16 protein-coding genes are annotated in these 18,628 nt (G+C 73.5%); 11 read left to right on the top strand and 5 right to left on the bottom strand.

The annotated features are described in order from the left end of the window. Positions 1-59: 59 nt before the first annotated feature. Positions 60-848: a hypothetical protein gene (locus CP980_RS15125; protein WP_308439417.1), complete on the top strand. Its 789-nt coding sequence runs from the start codon at positions 60-62 to the stop codon at positions 846-848. 64 nt (positions 849-912) lie between these two features. Here the strand turns inward: CP980_RS15125 and disA are convergent, their stop codons facing one another. Both disA and radA read right to left on the bottom strand, forming a co-directional pair. After that, complete coding sequence (gene disA / locus CP980_RS15120) at positions 913-2,037, bottom strand: DNA integrity scanning diadenylate cyclase DisA (RefSeq protein WP_030158457.1); 1,125 nt, start codon at positions 2,035-2,037, stop codon at positions 913-915. 153 nt (positions 2,038-2,190) lie between these two features. Next, positions 2,191-3,594 (bottom strand): DNA repair protein RadA, encoded by a 1,404-nt coding sequence (radA, locus tag CP980_RS15115; protein ID WP_132758520.1) that lies wholly within the window; start codon positions 3,592-3,594, stop codon positions 2,191-2,193. A 198-nt stretch (positions 3,595-3,792) separates the two neighbouring features. Here radA and CP980_RS15110 point away from each other — a divergent pair, with 198 nt between their 5' ends. Then, the gene (locus CP980_RS15110) at positions 3,793-5,622 is read left to right on the top strand and encodes a BACON domain-containing protein (RefSeq protein ID WP_150528373.1); all 1,830 of its coding nucleotides are present in this window, start codon (positions 3,793-3,795) and stop codon (positions 5,620-5,622) included. A 42-nt stretch (positions 5,623-5,664) separates the two neighbouring features. Here CP980_RS15110 and CP980_RS15105 read toward each other — a convergent pair whose 3' ends face one another. Beyond that, a complete protein-coding gene (locus CP980_RS15105) occupies positions 5,665-6,516 on the bottom strand; it encodes a DUF3109 family protein (RefSeq protein WP_150528372.1) in 852 nt (283 codons plus the stop codon). A 63-nt stretch (positions 6,517-6,579) separates the two neighbouring features. Here CP980_RS15105 and CP980_RS15100 point away from each other — a divergent pair, with 63 nt between their 5' ends. From CP980_RS15100 to ilvD, 4 genes are all read left to right on the top strand, one after another. After that, entirely contained in the window at positions 6,580-7,509 is a 930-nt protein-coding gene (locus tag CP980_RS15100; protein ID WP_132758526.1) for a Ppx/GppA family phosphatase, read from the top strand. Positions 7,510-7,680: 171 nt separating this feature from the next. Beyond that, complete coding sequence (locus CP980_RS15095) at positions 7,681-8,517, top strand: sugar phosphate isomerase/epimerase family protein (protein ID WP_099890137.1); 837 nt, start codon at positions 7,681-7,683, stop codon at positions 8,515-8,517. Next, complete coding sequence (locus CP980_RS15090) at positions 8,514-9,131, top strand: TetR/AcrR family transcriptional regulator (protein ID WP_132758543.1); 618 nt, start codon at positions 8,514-8,516, stop codon at positions 9,129-9,131. The genes CP980_RS15095 and CP980_RS15090 overlap by 4 nt, the downstream gene beginning before the upstream one ends. Before the next feature lie 169 nt (positions 9,132-9,300). Next, positions 9,301-11,154: a dihydroxy-acid dehydratase gene (gene ilvD / locus CP980_RS15085; RefSeq protein WP_099890135.1), complete on the top strand. Its 1,854-nt coding sequence runs from the start codon at positions 9,301-9,303 to the stop codon at positions 11,152-11,154. A gap of 120 nt (positions 11,155-11,274) precedes the next feature. Here ilvD and CP980_RS15080 read toward each other — a convergent pair whose 3' ends face one another. Further along, the gene (locus CP980_RS15080; protein WP_244328233.1) at positions 11,275-13,434 is read right to left on the bottom strand and encodes a serine/threonine-protein kinase; all 2,160 of its coding nucleotides are present in this window, start codon (positions 13,432-13,434) and stop codon (positions 11,275-11,277) included. A gap of 109 nt (positions 13,435-13,543) precedes the next feature. Here CP980_RS15080 and CP980_RS15075 point away from each other — a divergent pair, with 109 nt between their 5' ends. The 5 genes from CP980_RS15075 (at position 13,544) to proC (ending at position 17,000) form a co-directional block, all read left to right on the top strand. Beyond that, complete coding sequence (locus tag CP980_RS15075; RefSeq protein ID WP_132758545.1) at positions 13,544-13,846, top strand: SH3 domain-containing protein; 303 nt, start codon at positions 13,544-13,546, stop codon at positions 13,844-13,846. A gap of 88 nt (positions 13,847-13,934) precedes the next feature. Next, the gene (locus tag CP980_RS15070) at positions 13,935-14,453 is read left to right on the top strand and encodes a hypothetical protein (protein ID WP_132758547.1); all 519 of its coding nucleotides are present in this window, start codon (positions 13,935-13,937) and stop codon (positions 14,451-14,453) included. A 75-nt stretch (positions 14,454-14,528) separates the two neighbouring features. Continuing rightward, the gene (locus tag CP980_RS15065) at positions 14,529-15,356 is read left to right on the top strand and encodes an ABC transporter ATP-binding protein (protein ID WP_150528371.1); all 828 of its coding nucleotides are present in this window, start codon (positions 14,529-14,531) and stop codon (positions 15,354-15,356) included. Beyond that, positions 15,353-16,090, top strand: a complete 738-nt coding sequence (locus CP980_RS15060) for an ABC transporter permease (RefSeq protein WP_123513240.1) — start codon at positions 15,353-15,355, stop codon at positions 16,088-16,090. Before CP980_RS15065 ends, CP980_RS15060 begins: the two co-directional genes overlap by 4 nt. 100 nt (positions 16,091-16,190) lie before the next feature. Beyond that, positions 16,191-17,000 (top strand): pyrroline-5-carboxylate reductase, encoded by an 810-nt coding sequence (proC, locus tag CP980_RS15055; RefSeq protein WP_053688690.1) that lies wholly within the window; start codon positions 16,191-16,193, stop codon positions 16,998-17,000. A gap of 84 nt (positions 17,001-17,084) precedes the next feature. Here the strand turns inward: proC and trpS are convergent, their stop codons facing one another. Further along, the gene (gene trpS, locus CP980_RS15050; protein ID WP_150528370.1) at positions 17,085-18,083 is read right to left on the bottom strand and encodes a tryptophan--tRNA ligase; all 999 of its coding nucleotides are present in this window, start codon (positions 18,081-18,083) and stop codon (positions 17,085-17,087) included. Positions 18,084-18,628: the final 545 nt, after the last annotated feature.

Here is an 18,628-nt window from a genome sequence, read left to right as displayed (position 1 = left end):
GCGGCATGTGGGGCGCGGATCGGGCCGCGGACTCTCGTAAAGTTCCGTCCGTGGGATCTATGCGCAATCCGGTCGGGCCGCTCCCCTCCTCCATCTACTGGCGACGGAGGGCTGTGCTGGCGTCCGTCGTCGCGCTCCTCGCGCTGCTCGCCGTATGGACCGTCACCTCCGGTGGTGGCAGGTCGAGTACGAACGGCAAGGGCGGCGACAAGGCGCCGAAGCCGGTCACCTCGATCACCCCCGGACCCGCGGGGACGGGCCCGGCGATCAGTCAGGCACCGGGCGGACGCGCGGAGTCGGGCGGCGGCGCGGGCAAGAACGGTGAGCCGGGCGGCACTCCGGGCACCGGTTCCGCTTCGGGCGGTGTCGCCGGCGCCGGCGGCAGCGGCGCAAGCGGCGCCACGGGCGGCGGCGCACCCCAGGTCCCGGCGGACTCGCCCTTGCCCACCTGCGCCCCGGGCGGGCTGCAGTGGGAGGTCAAGAGCGTGAAGAACGAGTACGAGACGAGCGAGAAGCCCCGCCTCGAACTGGTCGCGCGCAATGTCTCCGGCACGACCTGCAAGGTCGATCTCGGCCCGAAGCAGGCTGTCCTGACCATCCTTCAGGCGAGCACGAGCAAGGCGGTCTGGTCCTCGGCGGACTGCCCGTCGGGCGCGGGCAACGCGTTCTTCCGGGTCCCGGCGCAGGGCGAGACGAAGCAATCGCTGGAATGGGACCGGAAGTTCAGCGCCCCCGACCAGTGCCAGACGCCTCCGGCGGGGGCCGCGGTCCCGGACACGTACGTGGTGGAGGTCAAGTCCCCGGGCATGCCGGTCGCCCGGACCTCGTTCGTCCTGAAGCAGGACTGAGCCGGGCTCGGACCCGGACCTTGGCTGGGCGTCGCCGAGCCGTGCGAGGGCCGCGTCGGAAGGATCAGACGTACCGTTCGAGGATCGAGGACTCCGCGAGGCGGGAGAGGCCCTCGCGGACGCTCCGGGCGCGGGCCTCGCCGACGCCGTCCACGGCCTGGAGGTCGTCCACCGACGCGGCCAGCAGCTTCTGCAGGCCGCCGAAGTGCTCGACCAGCCGCTCGATGATGGCCCCCGGCAGCCGCGGCACCTTCGCCAGCAGCCGGTAACCCCGCGGGGACACCGCCGAGTCCAGCGTCTCGGGCGAGCCCGTGTACCCCAGCGCCCGCGCCACGATCGCCAGCTCCAGCAGCTCCGGATGCGTCAGCGCGTCCAGCGCCGGCAGCGCTTCCTCGACCGTGCGCGAGCGCTTCGCGGTGGGCTCCGGAACGTAGTCCCGGATCACCAGCTCCCGCTCCTGCTCGATCCCGACCGTCAGCTCGTCCAGCTGGAGTGACAGGAGTCGTCCGTCCGTGCCCAGCTCGACCACGTATTCAGCGATTTCCGTGGCAATGCGGCGGACCATTTCCAGCCGCTGCGCGACCGCCGTCACGTCGCGCACCGTGACCAGGTCCTCGATCTCCAGCGCGGACAGCGTCCCGGCGACCTCGTCCAGGCGGAGCTTGTACCGCTCCAGCGTCGCCAGCGCCTGGTTCGCCCGCGACAGGATCGCCCCGGACTCCTCCAGGACCCGCCGCTCCCCGTCCACGTACAGCGCGATCAGCCGCATCGACTGCGAGACCGAGACGACGGGGAACCCGCACTGCTTGGAGACCCGGTCCGCGGTCCGGTGCCGCGTGCCCGTCTCCTCCGTAGGGATCGACGCGTCCGGCACCAGCTGGACGCCGGCCCGCAGGATCTTGGTCAGGTCCTTGTCGAGGATCAGCGCGCCGTCGAGCTTGCACAGCTCGCGCAGCCGGGTCGCGGTGAACTCCACGTCCAGGACGAAGCCGCCCGTGCACATCGCCTCGACGGCCTTGTCCATGCCCAGGACGATCAGACCGCCCGTATTGCCGCGGACGATCCGCTCCAGGCCGTCGCGCAGGGGCTGACCGGGGGCGACCGCACTCAGCGAGGCGCGCATCAGCGCGTCGTGCTTGGAGCTCGCGCCGGACTTCCCGGGTGCTGCTGCCCCGTCCTTGGCTGCCACTGCACTCCTCCGGTCGCGGGTTGCGCCGCCTGCGTACGGCCGGGCGGACCAGCACAAAGTCTACCGGCGCGCGCTGCGCGCCCGCCGTGGCTTGGCCAGGTGCGCCCCCGAGGGACCCCGGACGGGCCCCCTCGTACCCCCCGCCACCAGCGGCTACTCCTTGGCCGCCGCCCGCGAACGCCCGCGCGGCAGCACCCGCAGGGCGTCCCCCATGTCCGCGACCTCGATCACCTTCATCCCGGCCGGCACCTTCCCCGGATCGCCCGGCACCAGCGCGTGCGTGAAGCCGAGCCGGTGCGCCTCGGCGAGCCGCCGCTGTACGCCCGTCACCCGCCGCACCTCTCCCGCGAGACCGACCTCGCCGATCGCCACGAGGTTCTTCGGCAGCGGGACGTCGCTCGCCGCCGAGGCCAGCGCGAGCGCGATGGCCAGGTCGGCGGCCGGCTCGGTCAGCTTCACCCCGCCCACGGTGGCGGAGTAGATGTCGCGCTTGCCGAGCGCGGTGATCCGGCCGCGCTGCTCCAGCACCGCCAGCATCATCGAGACGCGCGAGGTCTCCAGGCCCGAGGTGGTCCGCCGGGGCGAGGGGATCTGCGAGTCCACGGTCAGCGCCTGCACTTCGGCGACCAGCGGGCGCTTGCCCTCCAGGGTCACCGTCAGGCAGGTGCCGGGGACGGCCTCCGCGCGCCGGGTCAGGAACAGCCCGCTCGGGTCGGCGAGGCCGGTGATCCCCTCGTCGTGCAGTTCGAAGCAGCCGACCTCGTCGGTGGCTCCGTACCGGTTCTTCACCCCGCGCACGAGGCGCAGGCGCGCGTGCCGGTCGCCCTCGAAGCTGAGGACGACGTCGACGAGGTGCTCCAGCAGTCGGGGGCCGGCGATCGCCCCGTCCTTCGTCACGTGGCCGACCAGCAGCGTGGCCATCCCGCGCTCCTTGGAGGCGCGGATCAGCGCCCCGGCCACCTCGCGGACCTGGGCCATGCCGCCGGGCGCGCCGTCGATCTCGGGGGAGGCGACGGTCTGTACGGAGTCCAGGATCAGCAGCGAGGGCTTCACGGCGTCGAGGTGGCCCAGTACGGCGGACAGATCGGTCTCGGCGGCGAGGAAGAGGTGGTCGTTGAGCGCGTTGATCCGGTCGGCCCGCAGCCGCACCTGGCTCGCCGACTCCTCGCCCGTGACGTAGAGGGTGCGGTGCGCCTCGCTGGCCGCCTTCGCCGCGACGTCGAGCAGCAGCGTGGACTTCCCGACGCCCGGTTCGCCGGCCAGCAGGACGACGGCGCCGGGCACGAGCCCGCCGCCGAGGACCCGGTCCAGTTCGTCGACGCCGGTGCTGCGGGCGGTCGCGGTCCGGCCGTCGACCTGGGCGATGGGGAGCGCGGGCGCGGAGACCCGGCCGGCGGCGGTGGTCCGTACGGCGGGCGCGCCGCCCATCTCCTCGACGGTGCCCCAGGCCTGGCACTCGGGGCACCGGCCGAGCCATTTCGCGGTCGTGTACCCGCACTCGGAGCAGCGGTAGGACGGCCGGTCCTTGGCGGATGAACGAGATGTACGGGCAGCCATGCGGCCCACCGTATCCGGCGCCTGTGACAGCGGGACCGGGCCGCGTCCCGGAGCCGTCCCGGAGCGGTGGCCCGGAGCCGCGTACGTGTGCCCGGCGTCAGGGCCGCAGTCAGCACACCTTCGATCTGTTCACCCGTAAGGGCTAAAACAGCTGAAGGCTTCACGGCCGTCAGCGGCGTGCCGCCTACCTTCGCCAGGGTGAACAGCAGCAATCAGGAAAGCCCCGCCCCGCGCACCGGCGCACACCGGGCGCACGGGCGCACGCCCCCCGCGGGCCCCCCTGAACCTCCCGAGGCCCCCGGGGGTTCCGGGGGGGAACAGCCGTCCCCGCCGCCCCCGTTCCGGCACGAGCCGTACCTGGACGGCCTGTTCACCTATTGCCTGTCGGTCCTGTGCGACCACGACGCCGCCACCGACGTGCTCGCCGAGGTCCTCGCGGTCGCCGAGCGCCACCCCGGCCGCTGTCCCGACGAGGGCGACCGGCGGGCCTGGCTGTACGCCCTCGCCCGCTGGGGCTGCCTGCGGAGGCTGGCCGAGCACCGGCGGAGCCGGCAGGGAGCGCATTCCGCCCGGCGCGCGCCGGAGCGCACGGATGCCGAACGCGCGCCGCAGGAGTACCGTTCCGCCACCGCCACCGGATCCGGAGCGGGCCCCGGCCCCGGCCCCGGCTCCCTGGACGTGACCGCGTACCGGCGCACCGAGCTGGCCCGCCTCGCCTGGCCCGAGGCCGCCGGGACCACCCCCGCGCAGCGCGAGGCCCTCGAACTCGCCGTCCGCCACCGCCTCGGCGTGCCCGAGCTCGCCGCCGTCCTCGGTACGCCCCCCGCCCTCGCCCGGGAGCTGCTGGCCGGCGCCGCCTGCGAGGTGGAGCGGACCCGCGCCGCCCTCGCCGTCGTCGAGACCGGCGGCTGCCCCTCCGTGTCCCGGCTCACCGGTGACGGGGACGGGCAGGTGCTGCTGTCCACCACCCTGCGCGCCGAGCTCGTTCGCCACGTCGACGACTGCCCGCGCTGCCGCCGCGTCGCCGAACGCGTCGACGCCGCCGCCCCCTGGCCCGGCACCGGCGGCATCGACGCGGCCCTCCCGCTGGTCCCCGCCCCGCGCACCGCCGTCCGCGCGGCCATGGTCCGCTCCGGCGGCCGCCGCGGCCGCCGCCCCGGGCCGCGCTTCGACCGCACCGGCTTCCCGATGGACCCCCGCGACCGCGCGGCCCGCCGCGACCGGCTGCGGGCCCGGGCCGTGACGACGACCGTCGTGGCCACCGTGGTCGCGGCCCCGGTGATCGCGCTGTGGGCGGCGTACCGCGGCGCCCCGGAGACCGGTGAGCCCGTCGGTTCGGAATCCACCCGGATCTCCGCGAGCGAGTCCGAGCTCCCGGCCCTGCGGGAGGACGGCCGCCCGCTGCGCGCGTACGAGAACGCCGGCAACACCGCGCACACGACGGGCGAGCCCGGCTTCGGCCGGGGCGCAGCCGACCCGGACGGCTCGGACGTGTCCGTCGAGGTGATCAGTACCGGCGCGCCCGCCGCCCCCGACGGCCGGCCGGGGAACCCCGGGCGGCTCGCCGTCGCCGCCTCCTCGCACCGGGGCACCACCATGCTCACGCTCACCGCTTCCGGCGGGGCCCCGGTGGACTGGCAGCTGTGGTCGGACGCTCCGTGGCTGCGGGCGAGCCGGAGCGCGGGGACGCTGGAGCCGGGGGAGTCGGTCACCGTGTGGATCACCATCGACACCGAGGCGCAGCCGGTCGGCGCCTGGTCCGCCCGGATCGGGGTGGAGCCGGGCGGCGCCGTGATCTCCATCCACGGCCGCGGCCGCCCGGCGCCCACGCCCCCGCCGGAGCCGGGGGACCCCACGCCGACGCCGAGCCCGACGCCCACGCCGAAGCCGACGGACACCCCGGAGCCGACCCCCACACCGACGCCCACGCCGACCCCGACCCCGACGGCGAGCGCGTCAGCCGGACCGGGAGAACCAGGAGGAACGGTTGGCCCGCCGGCGGATCCTGGCGGGCCGGGGCCGTCGTAGCCCCTTCGCGACCCCTCCGTGGGCCCTTCGTGGGCCCTTCGCCTACGGGGTGGCCGGGCCGGCCGGGTCGGCGGGGTGCGGAGCCATCGGCAGCAGCGAGGACAGCCGCGCCTCGCAGAGCTTCACGAGGGCCTCGTACCCCTCCTTGCCCATCAGCTCGGTCAGCTCGGCGCGGTACGACACGTACACCGGGTCGCCGGCGCCGTGCGCGGACGTCGCCGACGTGCACCACCAGTGCAGGTCGTGCCCGCCCGGGCCCCAGCCGCGCCGGTCGTACTCGCCGATCGACACCTGGAGCACGCGGGTGTCGTCGGGCCGGTCGATCCACTCGTACGTCCGGCGGATCGGCAGCTGCCAGCACACGTCGGGCTTGGTCTCCAGCGGCTCCTGGCAGCCCCTGAGGGCCAGGATGTGCAGCGAGCAGCCCGCCCCGGCGGGGAAACCGGGCCGGTTGAGGAAGATGCAGGCGCCCTCCCAGCGGCGGGTCTGCTTCTCCCCGTCGTCGTCGTTCTGCGTCCAGCCGGTCTCGCTGCCGACGTCGTGGAACTGCCACAGCTCGGGGGTCAGCCGCGCCACGTGCTCGGCGACCCGCTTCTCGTCGTCCTCGTCCGAGAAGTGCGCGCCGAGGGTGCAGCAGCCGTCGGAGGCCCGCCCGGCCTGGATGCCCTGGCAGCCGCTGCCGAAGATGCACGTCCAGCGGGAGGTCAGCCAGGTCAGGTCGCAGCGGAAGACCTGCTCGGCGTCGGCGGGATCGGGGAACTCCACCCAGGCCCGGGGGAAGTCGAGCCCCTTCTCGTCGTCGCGTGGGGCGGCGACGGAGGCCTGGGCGGAAGCCTTGGCCTTCTTCGCCTTATCGGGCTTGTTGGACTTGTTGGCCTTCTTCGTATTTGGCACAAACCCAAGCCTAAGGGCCCCTTACCTCACCCATACTCCAGCCGCACAGTAGCGTTTCCTCGTATGAGACTCGGTGTCCTCGATGTGGGTTCGAACACGATCCATCTGCTGGTGGTGGACGCGCACCCCGGCGCGCGCCCGCAGCCGGCGCACTCGCACAAGGTGGAATTGCGGCTCGCGGAGCTGCTCGACGAGCGCGGAGCGGTCACGCCGGAGGGCATAGAGCGCCTCGTCTCGGTGATCGGCGGGGCGGCGCAGGCCGCCGAGGACAAGGGCTGCGAGGACGTCGTCCCCTTCGCGACCAGCGCCGTGCGGGAGGCCACGAACGCGGACGAGGTCCTGGCCAGGGTGCTGGCCGAGACCGGCGTCGACCTGCCGATCCTGAGCGGTGAGGACGAGGCGCGGCTGACGTTCCTGGCCGCCCGGCGCTGGTTCGGCTGGTCCGCGGGCAAGCTGCTGGTCCTCGACATCGGCGGGGGCTCGCTGGAGATCGCGTACGGCATCGACGAGGACCCGGACGCCGCGGTCTCGCTGCCGCTGGGCGCCGGCCGCCTCACCAAGGGCTGGCTGCCGGGCGATCCTCCGGACGCGGCGGACGTACGGGCCCTGCGCAGGCACGCGCGGGCCCAGATCGCCCGTACGGTCGGGGAGTTCAGCCGCTTCGGAGCACCGGACCACGTGGTGGCGACGTCGAAGACGTTCCGCCAGCTGGCCCGCATCGCGGGCGCGGCCCGCTCGGCGGACGGCCTGTACGTCCAGCGGGACCTGACCCGCAAGTCGCTGGAGGAGTGGGTGCCGCGCCTGGCGGCGATGACCACGGCCCAGCGCTCCGCCCTGCCGGGCGTCTCGGAGGGCCGCGCCTCGCAGCTCCTGGCGGGAGCACTGGTCGCGGAGGGCGCGATGGACCTCTTCGGCGTGGACGAACTCGAAATCTGCCCCTGGGCCCTGAGGGAAGGCGTGATCCTCCGCCGCCTGGACCACCTGCCGACCTGACGCGGTACGGGGCCTGCGGCCGGGCAGGGCCTCCACCGCCCGGCGGCGGCCGCCCACCCGCCCCTCGGGGGCGAGACTGACGGCCGCCAGAACTCATACGGTCAGCGAAGGGCGAGGGGCGGCGTGGTGGGCGTCACGGTCCTTCGGGGCCGGGGCCCGTACCCTGTCCCCGTGGCAGAACCCGTTCGGATCCCGACTGCGAAAGTCGCCCTTTCCACCGCCTCCGTCTACCCGGAGTCGACGGCGACCGCTTTCGAGATCGCCGCGCGCCTCGGCTACGACGGCGTCGAGGTGATGGTCTGGACGGATCCGGTCAGCCAGGACGTCGACGCCCTGCGGCGGCTGTCCGACCAGTACGGGGTGCCGATCCTCGCCGTGCACGCGCCGTGTCTGCTCATCACGCAGCGCGTGTGGTCCACCGACCCCTGGACCAAGCTCCAGCGGGCGCAGTCCGCCGCCGAGCGGCTGGGGGCCTCCACCGTCGTCGTGCACCCGCCGTTCCGCTGGCAGCGCCAGTACGCGAAGGACTTCGTCACCGGGATCTGGCGGATGGCCGACGAGACCGACGTCCGGTTCGCCGTCGAGAACATGTACCCCTGGCGCTACCGGGACCGCGAGATGCTCGCGTACGCCCCCGAGTGGGACGTCACCAAGGACGACTACCGGCATTTCACCGTCGATCTCTCGCACACGGCGACCGCGCGGACCGACGCCACCGCCATGATCGACCGCATGGGGGACCGGCTCGCGCACGTACACCTCGCCGACGGGAACGGGTCGGCGAAGGACGAGCACCTGGTTCCGGGGCGGGGGACGCAGCCGTGCGCCGAGCTGCTGGAGCGGCTCGCCCGGGTCTCCTTCGACGGGCACGTCGTCATCGAGGTCAACACCCGCCGCGCGATGTCCTCCGCGGAGCGGGAGGCCGACCTCGCCGAGGCGCTGGCCTTCACCCGCCTGCACCTCGCGACCCGTCCCACCGGCTCCCCGGTCAGGACCCCGCGCCCGTGACGGAACCCGCCAAGCCGCGCCGCGGCCCCGGCCGGCCCCGCCAGGACGAGGCCGAAGCGGGTCCCGGCACCCAGGAGCGCATCCGGCTCGCGGCCCGCGAGGTGTTCGCGGAGCGCGGGTACGACAAGACGTCCGTACGCGGCATCGCGAAGGTCGCCGGCGTGGACCCGGCCCTGGTCCACCACTACTTCGGCAGCAAGGACGACCTCTTCGCCGCCGCCATCGAGGTCACGATGGAGCCCGCCCTCGTCGTCCCCGCGATCGTGGGGGAGGGCCCCGAGGGCATCGGGGAGCGGCTGGCCCGCTATTTCCTGGGTATCTGGGAGAACCCGGTCACCCGTGCGCCCATGCTCGCCGTCGTCCGCTCCGCCCTCACCCACGAGGCCGCGGCGGCGGTGCTGCGCCGGCTGGTCCTGCGCCGGGTCCTGGAGCGGGTCGCGGCCGACCTGGACGTCCCCGACCCCACCTTCCGCGCCGAGCTCGCCGCCTCCCACATGATCGGCATCGCGCTCCTGCGGTACGTGGTCCAGGTCGAGCCCCTCGCGTCCGCGGACCCGGAGGACATCGTCGTCCTGGTCGCGCCCACCCTTCAGCGTTATCTCACCGAGGAATGACCGAGGAATGACCGAGCAATGACCGAGGAATGAGCCCTTCGTCCCGCCATGCGGACAAGTTGTCCGCATCGCGGGCCGGGAGCGTAGCCTCGTAACCGAGCCATATCCACAGTCATGCACAGTCGCGGCAGGCGTGCGAACGCCACCGCACTCATGGGGAGTGAACCCGATGCCCGAGCTGAGGTCCCGCACCGTCACCCACGGCCGCAACATGGCGGGCGCACGCGCCCTTATGCGTGCGTCGGGCGTAGCGAGCGCGGACATCGGGAAGCCGATCATCGCGGTCGCGAACTCCTTCACCGAGTTCGTCCCCGGCCACACCCACCTGGCCCCCGTCGGCCGGATCGTCTCCGACGCCATCCGCGCCGCCGGCGCGATCCCGCGCGAGTTCAACACCATCGCCGTCGACGACGGCATCGCCATGGGCCACGGCGGCATGCTGTACTCCCTGCCCTCCCGCGACCTGATCGCGGACAGCGTGGAGTACATGGTCGAGGCGCACTGCGCCGACGCGCTGATCTGCATCTCCAACTGCGACAAGATCACGCCCGGCATGCTGATGGCCGCCATGCGCCTCAACATCCCCGTCGTGTTCGTCTCCGGCGGCCCGATGGAGGCCGGCCAGGCCGTCCTCGTCGACGGCACCGTCCGCAAGCTGGACCTGATCGACGCCATGGTCGACGCCTCCAACGAGAACGTCTCCGACGAGGACGTCCTGCGCATCGAGGAGAACGCCTGTCCGACCTGTGGGTCGTGCAGCGGCATGTTCACCGCCAACTCCATGAACTGCCTCGCCGAGGCCATCGGGCTCGCGCTCCCCGGCAACGGCTCGGTCCTCGCCACGCACACCGCCCGCCGCGCCCTGTACGAGGACGCCGGCCGGACGGTCGTCGAGATCACCAAGCGGTACTACGAGCAGGACGACCACTCGGTCCTGCCGCGCTCGATCGCGACCCGCCAGGCCTTCGAGAACGCCATGGCCCTCGACATCGCCATGGGCGGCTCGACCAACACGATCCTGCACCTGCTCGCCGCCGCCCAGGAGGCGGGCCTGGAGTACGACCTCACCGACATCGACGAGGTGTCCAAGCGGGTGCCGTGCCTGGCCAAGGTCGCGCCGAACGTGGCGCCCGGCGGCACGTACTACATGGAGGACGTCCACCGGGCCGGCGGCATCCCCGCCATCCTCGGCGAGCTGCACCGCGGCGGGCTCCTGAACAAGGACGTCACGACGGTCCACTCGGACAACCTGGAGGACTGGCTGGCGAAGTGGGACGCGCGCAGCGGCACGGCCTCCGAGACGGCCATGGAGCTGTGGCACGCGGCCCCCGGCTGCGTGCGCTCCGCCACCGCCTTCTCGCAGTCCGAGCGCTGGGACACCCTCGACCTGGACGCGGAGGGCGGCTGCATCCGGTCGGTGCAGCACGCGTACTCCAAGGACGGCGGGCTGGCGGTCCTGCGCGGCAACATCGCGGTGGACGGCTGCGTCGTGAAGACGGCGGGCGTCGACGAGTCGATCTGGACCTTCGAGGGCCCGGCGGTCGTCTGCGAATCGCAGGACGAGGCGGTCGACAAGATCCTCCGCAAGGAGATCAAGGCGGGCGACGTCGTCGTCATCCGGTACGAGGGCCCGCGCGGCGGCCCCGGCATGCAGGAGATGCTCTACCCGACTTCGTTCCTGAAGGGGCGCGGGCTCGGCAAGGTCTGCGCGCTGGTCACGGACGGCCGCTTCTCCGGCGGCACCTCCGGCCTGTCCATCGGCCACGCCTCGCCGGAGGCGGCCTCGGGCGGCGACATCGCCGTCGTCGAGGACGGCGACCGCATCCGGATCGACATCCCGAACCGCTCGATCGAACTGCTGGTGGACGAGGCCACGCTGGCCGCCCGCCACGCGGCGCTCGGCGGCGTCTACGCCCCGAAGAACCGCGAGCGCAAGGTCTCGGCAGCGCTGCGCGCGTACGCGGCGATGGCGACGAGCGCCGACAAGGGCGCGGTCCGCGACGTGAGCAAGCTGGGCGTCTGACCTCGGGCCGCCCTCGGGCCGACCTCGGGCCGCGGCCCCGCTTCCCCGCGGGGACGCGGCCCGGGTGCCCGCCCCGCCCGGTTCCGCCGGCGGGGCGGACGCCCGGGGGCCGGCCCCGCGCTACCAGGCCGCCGGGTCCCCCGCCACAGCGAAGACCGCGCCGTCCGGGGACGTTCCGTAGACGCGGCCGGCCGCGGCCACCGGGGGCGGCAGGGCGGCCGCGAAGCCGTCGCGGCCGCCGCCCATCCGCGGCCGCGTCTGCCCCACGAGGCGCCCGCTCCCGGCGTCGACCGCGAGCAGCCGCCCGTCCGGCGCCGACACGTGGACCCGGCCGTCCGCCGGCACCGGCCGCGAGGCCACGGCGAGACCCGTCTCCAGCCGCCACTGCTCCCTCTCGGCGCCCACCGCGACCAGCCCGCCCGAGGCACCCACGGCGTACACCACGCCGTCCGCGCCCACCGCCGCCTGCGCGTCGTACAGCGGAGCCGACAGCCGCACCTTCCACACGGACCGCGTCGCGGAGTCCACCCGCACCACCGTCCCCGTCTTGGCCTCCGCATCGCCGTCCAGCAGGTACACCGCACCCCGCGCGGCCCCGACCGGCCGCAGCCGCCCCGCCGTCCGCAGCTGCCAGCGCACCGCCCCGGTCGCCGGATCCACCTCCGCCAGCTGCGAGTTCCCGCCCCCGCCGTCCGGCGTCGAGACGTACGCGCCCGCGCCTGCGCCCCACCACACCGAGCCCACCCCGCCCACCGGCTTCGACCACCGCACGGTCCCGCTCGCCGCGTCGAGCGCGGTCACGTTCCCGTCCGGCGCCGCGAGCAGCACCTGCCCGCCCGCCGCCACCGTCTGGGCGCCCTCCGGCAGCTTCCGCTGCCAGCGCTCGGCGCCCGTACCCGGATCCAGCGCCCGGGGCGTCCCGCTGCCCGGCGCGGCCACGAGCACCACGCCGCCCGCGTGCAGCGGCGCACCGTCCGCCGAACTCCGCGCCGCCGCGGCGGCCGCCTTCACCGACCACACCACCGACCCGTTCTCCGGGTCGAGCCGCGCCACCGCCACTCCCGGCCCCGCGCAGTACAGCGCCCCCGCCTCGCCCCAGGAGCACGAGCCGGTACGGTTGCCCGCCCCCGGCTCGCCCAGCGTGGCCGCCCACGGTACGAACGGCTTCGCCGGGGCCGCGTCCGCCTTCGCCGCGATCTGCCCCGGCAGTCCGGAGCCGTCCGCCCCGAAGCCCAGGTACCCGCCCAGCGACCCGCCCGCCAGCAGCACCCCGGCCGCCACCGCCACCGTCACCCGCGCCCTGCGCCGCCTCCGGCGGGCGTCGCCGGCCTCGCCCGCGGCGTCGCCGGGCTCGACGGCGATCCGCTCCCGCCGGTGCGTGGGGTCCCCCCCCGGCCCGTCCCCGGGCCCGTCCGCCGGGCGCGGCCGCGGCTGCGGGACGAACGTCTGCGTGTCCTCGGCGGTCGGGTACGCCAGGGCCCGCATCTGCCCGATCAGCTCCTCCGCGGTGGGCCGGTCCGCCGGCTCCTTCGCCAGGCACCGCGCCACCAGCGGTACGAGCTTCTCCGGCAGCCCGCTCAGATCCGGCTCGGCGTGCACGACCTGGTACGCCACCAGGTAGTGGCTGTCGGAGTCGAACGGCCCGTGCCCCGTGGCCGCGTGGACGAGTACGGCACCCAGCGCGAACACGTCCGCCGCCGACCCCACCTCGCGCGGCCGCTGGAACTGCTCCGGCGCCATGTACGGCGGCGTCCCGATCAGCTTGCCCGTCTCGGTGCGCAGATCGCTGTCGGCGGGCCGGGAGATGCCGAAGTCGATGACCCGCACCCCGTCCGGGGCCATCAGCACGTTGCTGGGCTTCAGGTCCCGGTGGACCACGCCCGCCCGGTGGATGTCCCGCAGGGCCTCGGCCAGCCCGGCGGCGAGCCTGGCCAGCTCGACGGGGTCCAGCACCCGCTCCCGTACGCGCTCGGCCAGGGTCGGGGCGTCGATGAACAAGGTGGCCATCCAAGGCCGTTCGGCATCCGGGTCGGCGTCCACGACGGGCGCGGTGAACGCCCCGCTCACCCGCCGGGCGGCGGCGACCTCCTGCCGGAACCGGGCCCGGAACTCCGGATCGACCGCATGCTCGGCATGCACGATCTTGACGGCGAGTTTCAGCCCCGAGCCGGAGGTGGCCAGGTGGACGACGCCCATTCCGCCGGAGCCGAGCACCGATTCCAGCCGGTACTGCCCGGCGTACTCCGGAAAGCCCACGTAGCCCGCGCGCAGCGAATGCACCGCTCAACCACCCCCGCCGGAGCCTAGTCGATGGGCCGTACGAATCTCCAAGGGTCCTGCTACCCTGCGCGAGTTGCGCACCGCAACACCCATGGGGGGAGATTTCAACATGTCTGTGGAGAACGATTCCAGCCAAGTCCAGAGCCTCGCCGACGGCTCGGGATTCCCGACGTTCCCGGTCGCTCCGGGCTACCGCGTGAACGTCCGCAGCGGCCCGGGCACCAACTACTCGGTCATCGACGTCCTGCCGTACGGCGCGAGCGTCGGGATCCGCTGCCAGTGTGACGGCACGACCGTCTCGGGCCCGTACGGCACGTCGGACATCTGGGACTGCATCGGCAACGGCCGCTTCGTCTCCGACGCGTACGTGAAGACGGGCAGCGACGGCTACGTCGCCACCCGCTGCGGCTGAGCCCCTCACGGCCGAGGCCGCCGAGGCCGCCCGTCTGCCATGTGGGACGGCCGGGGCCCGGGCGGCCCGGCGGGGGATAATCGCTGCTGTGAGCGACGACGACCAGCGAGACCAGACCCCCGCCGCGCCGGCCCCCGCCGGGCCCGAGCCCGAGCCGATCCGGTTCTTCGGCACCACCTGGGTGGACCACGACGGCGGCTACGCCCTGCGCCGCGTCGCCGTCGGCGCCGGCTCCATCGTCACCGCCGTCGCCGCGGCCGTGCTGCTCCGCCTCTCCTACGAGGGCCTGGAGATCGGCAATGTCGGCCCGTTCCTCAGCATCTCCGTCGTCGTCCTCTTCGCGATCGCCAGCGCCATCGCCTTCGTCAAGACCTGGGACTCCTTCAGCCGCCGCCCCGCCCCGTCCTCCGACGAGGCCGCGCTCAAGGGCCTGAAGACGATCGGTTTCATCGGCTCCCTCATCGCGTACTTCCTGCGCTGCTTCGCCGAGGCCCCCGGTGAGAAGCTCCGCCGCGCCGAGTACGAGCGCGCCACCGCCGAGTTCGCCCGCCGCCGCAGCGCCCGTACGGGCAACCCGGCCGCGCGCCGCCCCAAGCGCAAGAAGTAGCGCGCGTCCCCCTCCGAAGCCGAAGCCGGGCCTTCCTGTTGACGCCCCGGCACAGCCAGGAGCATTATTCATCACATGATGAATAACCCGCAGGCGCCGCCCGAGGAGTCCACCCCGCACCCCGTGCCCGCCGCGCCCGCCGTCCACGCCCACGGGCTCACCGTCCGCCGCGGCACCGGCCGCAACCCCCGCACCGTCATCGACTCCATCGCCTTCGACGTCCCCCGCGGCCGCATCACCGGACTCCTCGGCCCCTCCGGCTGCGGCAAATCCACCCTCATGCGCTCCGTCGTCGGCACCCAGGCCCACGTCACCGGCACCCTCGACGTCCTCGGCCGCCCCGCCGGCCACCCCGAACTCCGCAGCCGCATCGGCTACGTCACCCAGGCCCCCTCGGTCTACGACGACCTCACCGTCCGCCAGAACCTCGACTACTTCGCCGCCGTCCTCGAACCGGGCCGCGCCGCGGCCGACCGCCGCCGCGACGCCGTCACCCGCGCCATCGCCGACGTCGACCTCACCAGCCGGGCCGGCGCCCTCGCCGGCAACCTCTCCGGCGGCCAGCGCAGCCGCGTCTCCCTCGCCGTCGCACTCCTCGGCACCCCCGAGCTCCTCGTGCTCGACGAGCCCACCGTCGGCCTCGACCCCGTCCTGCGCCGCGACTTGTGGAACCTCTTCCACGACATCGCCGCCACCCGCGGCGCCACGATCCTCGTCTCCTCCCACGTCATGGACGAGGCCGAGCGCTGCCACGACCTGCTCCTCATGCGCGAGGGCCGCATCCTCGCCCAGGACACCCCCGACGCCCTGCGCAGCCGTACGCACTCCGCCACCGTCGAAGAGGGCTTCCTGCGCCTCGTCGACCAGGCCAACACCGAAGCGAAGGCCGAGGCCACCCGATGAACGCCGCCCGCACCGCCGCCACCGCGGCCCGCGTCCTGCGCCAGCTGCGCCACGACCCGCGCTCCATCGCGCTGATGCTGCTCGTCCCCGTACTGATGCTGACGCTGCTGCGCTTCGTCTTCGACGGCAACGCCCGCACGTTCGACAGCATCGGCGCGTCCCTGCTCGGGATCTTCCCGCTCATCACCATGTTCCTGGTGACCTCGATCGCCACCCTGCGCGAGCGCACCTCCGGCACCCTCGAACGCCTCCTCGCCATGCCGCTGGGCAAGGGCGACCTCATCGCCGGCTACGCCCTCGCCTTCGGAGCCGTCGCCGTCGTCCAGTCGCTCCTGGCGACCGGCCTCGCCCTCTGGCTCCTCGGCCTCGACGTCGTCGGCTCACCCTGGCTGCTCCTGCTGGTCGCCCTGCTCGACGCGCTCCTCGGCACCGCCCTCGGCCTGTTCGTCTCCGCCTTCGCCGCGTCCGAGTTCCAGGCCGTCCAGTTCATGCCGGCCGTGATCTTCCCGCAGCTCCTGCTGTGCGGCCTGTTCGCGGCGCGCGACACCATGCAGCCCGTCCTCGAAGGCATCTCGGACGTGCTGCCCATGTCGTACGCCGTCGACGGCATGACCCAGGTCCTCACCCACACCGACATGACCGCCGACTTCGTCCGCGACGCCGTGATCGTCGCCGCCTGCGCGCTGCTCGTCCTGGCCCTCGGCGCGGCCACCCTCCGCCGCCGTACGCCCTGACCGCACTGCGGACAGCCCGCCGCCGTCCGTCCCACGAGTGAAAGGATGAGGAGGCAGAAGCCAGCACACGTGCAAGAAAGTACGGCGAGGTGAATCGGGCATGACCCAGACAGTCGCAGTCCTCGGTACCGGCAAGATCGGCGAGGCTCTGCTCAGCGGAATGATCCGCGGCGGCTGGCCCGCCTCCAAACTCCTCGTCACCGCCCGCCGCCCCGAACGCGCCGAGGAGCTCCGCTCCCGCTACGGCGTCGAGGCCGTCTCCAACGCCGAGGCGGCCAAGCGCGCCGACACCCTGATCCTCACCGTCAAGCCGCAGGACATGGGCAAGCTCCTCGAAGAGCTCGCCCCGCACGTCCCGGCCGACCGCCTGGTCATCAGCGGCGCCGCAGGCATCCCCACCTCCTTCTTCGAGGAGCGGCTCGCCTCCGGCACACCCGTCGTCCGCGTCATGACGAACACCCCCGCCCTCGTCGACGAGGCCATGTCCGTCATCTCGGCCGGCAGCCACGCCACCGCCGCACACCTCGCCCACACCGAGGAGATCTTCGGCGGTGTCGGCAAGACCCTGCGGGTCCCCGAGTCGCAGCAGGACGCCGCCACCGCCCTCTCCGGCTCCGGGCCCGCCTACTTCTACTTCCTCGTCGAGGCGATGACCGACGCCGGCATCCTCCTCGGGCTGCCCCGCGCCCAGGCCCACGACCTCATCGTGCAGGCCGCCATCGGCGCCGCCGTGATGCTCCGCGACAGCGGTGAGCACCCGGTCAAGCTCCGCGAGGCCGTCACCTCCCCGGCCGGCACCACCATCAACGCGATCGTCGAGCTCGAACGGCACGGCGTACGGGCCGCCCTGATCGCGGCCCTCGAAGCGGCCCGCGACCGCAGCCGCGAGCTCGCCTCAGGCAACAGCTGACGCAGCCCGTACGGAACGGGACGGCACGGCACGAGCGGTACGGGCCCCCGCGCGAGCGAAGGGCCCGTACGCCCCCGGGTCTCCTCAGGGCTCCAGCAGCCCGATGGCCCGGTACGCCCGGTCCACGACCGGCCGGGCCAGCTCCCGGGCCCGCCCGGCCCCCTCCCGCAGCACCTTCTCCACCGCCGCCGGGTCGGCCGCCAGCTCGGCATGGCGCTCCTGCACCGGGCGCAGCAGCTCCACGACGGCGTCGGCCACGTCCCGCTTGAGCGCCCCGTACCCGCTGTACCGCTCCGCGAGCGCGGCCGGATCCCCGCCGGTGCAGGCGCCCAGCACGTCCAGCAGGTTCGCGACCCCCGGCCGCGCCTCCCGGTCGTAGACGACCCCGCCGTCCCCGCTGTCGGTCACGGCCCGCATGACCTTCTTACGGATCACCGCGGGCTCGTCGAGCATGAACACCACCCCGGGCCCCGCCCCGCCGGACTTCCCCATCTTCGACGTGGGGTCCTGAAGGTCCATGACCCGCGCGGCCACCTTCGGCAGCGTCACCTTCGGCACCGTGAACGTGTGCCCGTACCGCTGGTTGAACCGCACCGCCAGATCCCGGGCCAGCTCCACGTGCTGCCGCTGGTCCTCGCCCACCGGGACCTCCTCGGTCCCGTACGCGAGGATGTCGGCGGCCATCAGCACGGGATACGTCAGGAGCGACAGCCGCACGCCCTCCCCGGACGCCTGGGCCCGCGCGGACTTCTCCTTGTACTGGATCATCCGGCGCATCTCACCGTCGGTGGCGGTGCATTCCAGGACGTACGACAGACGGGTGTGCTCGTCCACGTGGCTCTGCAGGAACAGGGTGCACTTCTCCGGGTCGAGCCCGGACGCGAGGAACAGCGTCGCCACCTGCCTGCTGAGCCGGCGCACTCGCGCGGGATCGTGCTCGACGGTCAGCGCGTGGAGGTCGACGACGCAGAACAGCGCCTCGTCCGGCCGCTGGTCGGCCGCGACCCACTGCCGCAGGGCCCCCAGGTAGTTCCCCAGCGTCAGGTGCCCGGTCGGCTTGATCCCGCTGAAGATCCTCGTCATGTCCTGTCTCCCTGCTCGTGGCTGGTGTCGGTGGGGGAACCGCCGCGTCGGGCGACCGAGCCACTCCCGGGAGGGAGAAACAGAAACGGCCGCCGGAAGCGGCGGCCGTGAGCGCGTGCGTGCTCGCGTGTGGGTCGGCCGCCGTCAGGCGGCCCACCAGCGAAGGCTGGACGTGAGCGCACGCGTAGTCATGGGGGCAAGGCTAGCGCTCCGGGGTGGCCCCTGTCCTGGGGTTGACACGCATGTCCTACGTCCGTAAGGTTCTTCGAGTTGTCCGACGTGAGCGCCGACCCCGGTCGGTCCCCGGACAGCCATCCCGCACTACACATTCGAACGAACGACGCACTATGTCGTCTTGTTTTCATGCGTATTTGCGAATGAGGAATCCGTGTTCAATGAACACAGTCGCCGATTAGGTTCGGGGGCGAGGAATCCGCTACTGTCTCACTCGCCGCAAGGGCCCAACAGCCCGAGCAGCGAAACCCGCTGACTGGGAGTCAGGCCCGAAAGGATCTGATAGAGTCGGAATCGCCGGAAAGGGAAAA

The sequence above is a fragment of the Streptomyces vinaceus genome, assembly GCF_008704935.1.
Taxonomy (GTDB): Bacteria; Actinomycetota; Actinomycetes; order Streptomycetales; family Streptomycetaceae; genus Streptomyces; species Streptomyces vinaceus.
Note: the sequence above shows the minus strand (reverse complement) of the source record. Positions and strands in the feature narration are given on the sequence as shown.

Bases quoted from the DNA above. Each gene is read 5' to 3' on its own strand.
- proC (WP_053688690.1), top strand. From the start codon at position 16,191: ATGACCCAGACAGTCGCAGTCCTCGGTACCGGCAAGATCGGCGAGGCT.
- CP980_RS15065 (WP_150528371.1), top strand. From the start codon at position 14,529: ATGATGAATAACCCGCAGGCGCCGCCCGAGGAGTCCACCCCGCACCCC.
- radA (WP_132758520.1), bottom strand. From the start codon at position 3,594: ATGGCTGCCCGTACATCTCGTTCATCCGCCAAGGACCGGCCGTCCTAC.
- CP980_RS15060 (WP_123513240.1), top strand. From the start codon at position 15,353: ATGAACGCCGCCCGCACCGCCGCCACCGCGGCCCGCGTCCTGCGCCAG.
- CP980_RS15100 (WP_132758526.1), top strand. From the start codon at position 6,580: ATGAGACTCGGTGTCCTCGATGTGGGTTCGAACACGATCCATCTGCTG.
- CP980_RS15125 (WP_308439417.1), top strand. From the start codon at position 60: ATGCGCAATCCGGTCGGGCCGCTCCCCTCCTCCATCTACTGGCGACGG.
- ilvD (WP_099890135.1), top strand. From the start codon at position 9,301: ATGCCCGAGCTGAGGTCCCGCACCGTCACCCACGGCCGCAACATGGCG.
- CP980_RS15075 (WP_132758545.1), top strand. From the start codon at position 13,544: ATGTCTGTGGAGAACGATTCCAGCCAAGTCCAGAGCCTCGCCGACGGC.
- trpS (WP_150528370.1), bottom strand. From the start codon at position 18,083: ATGACGAGGATCTTCAGCGGGATCAAGCCGACCGGGCACCTGACGCTG.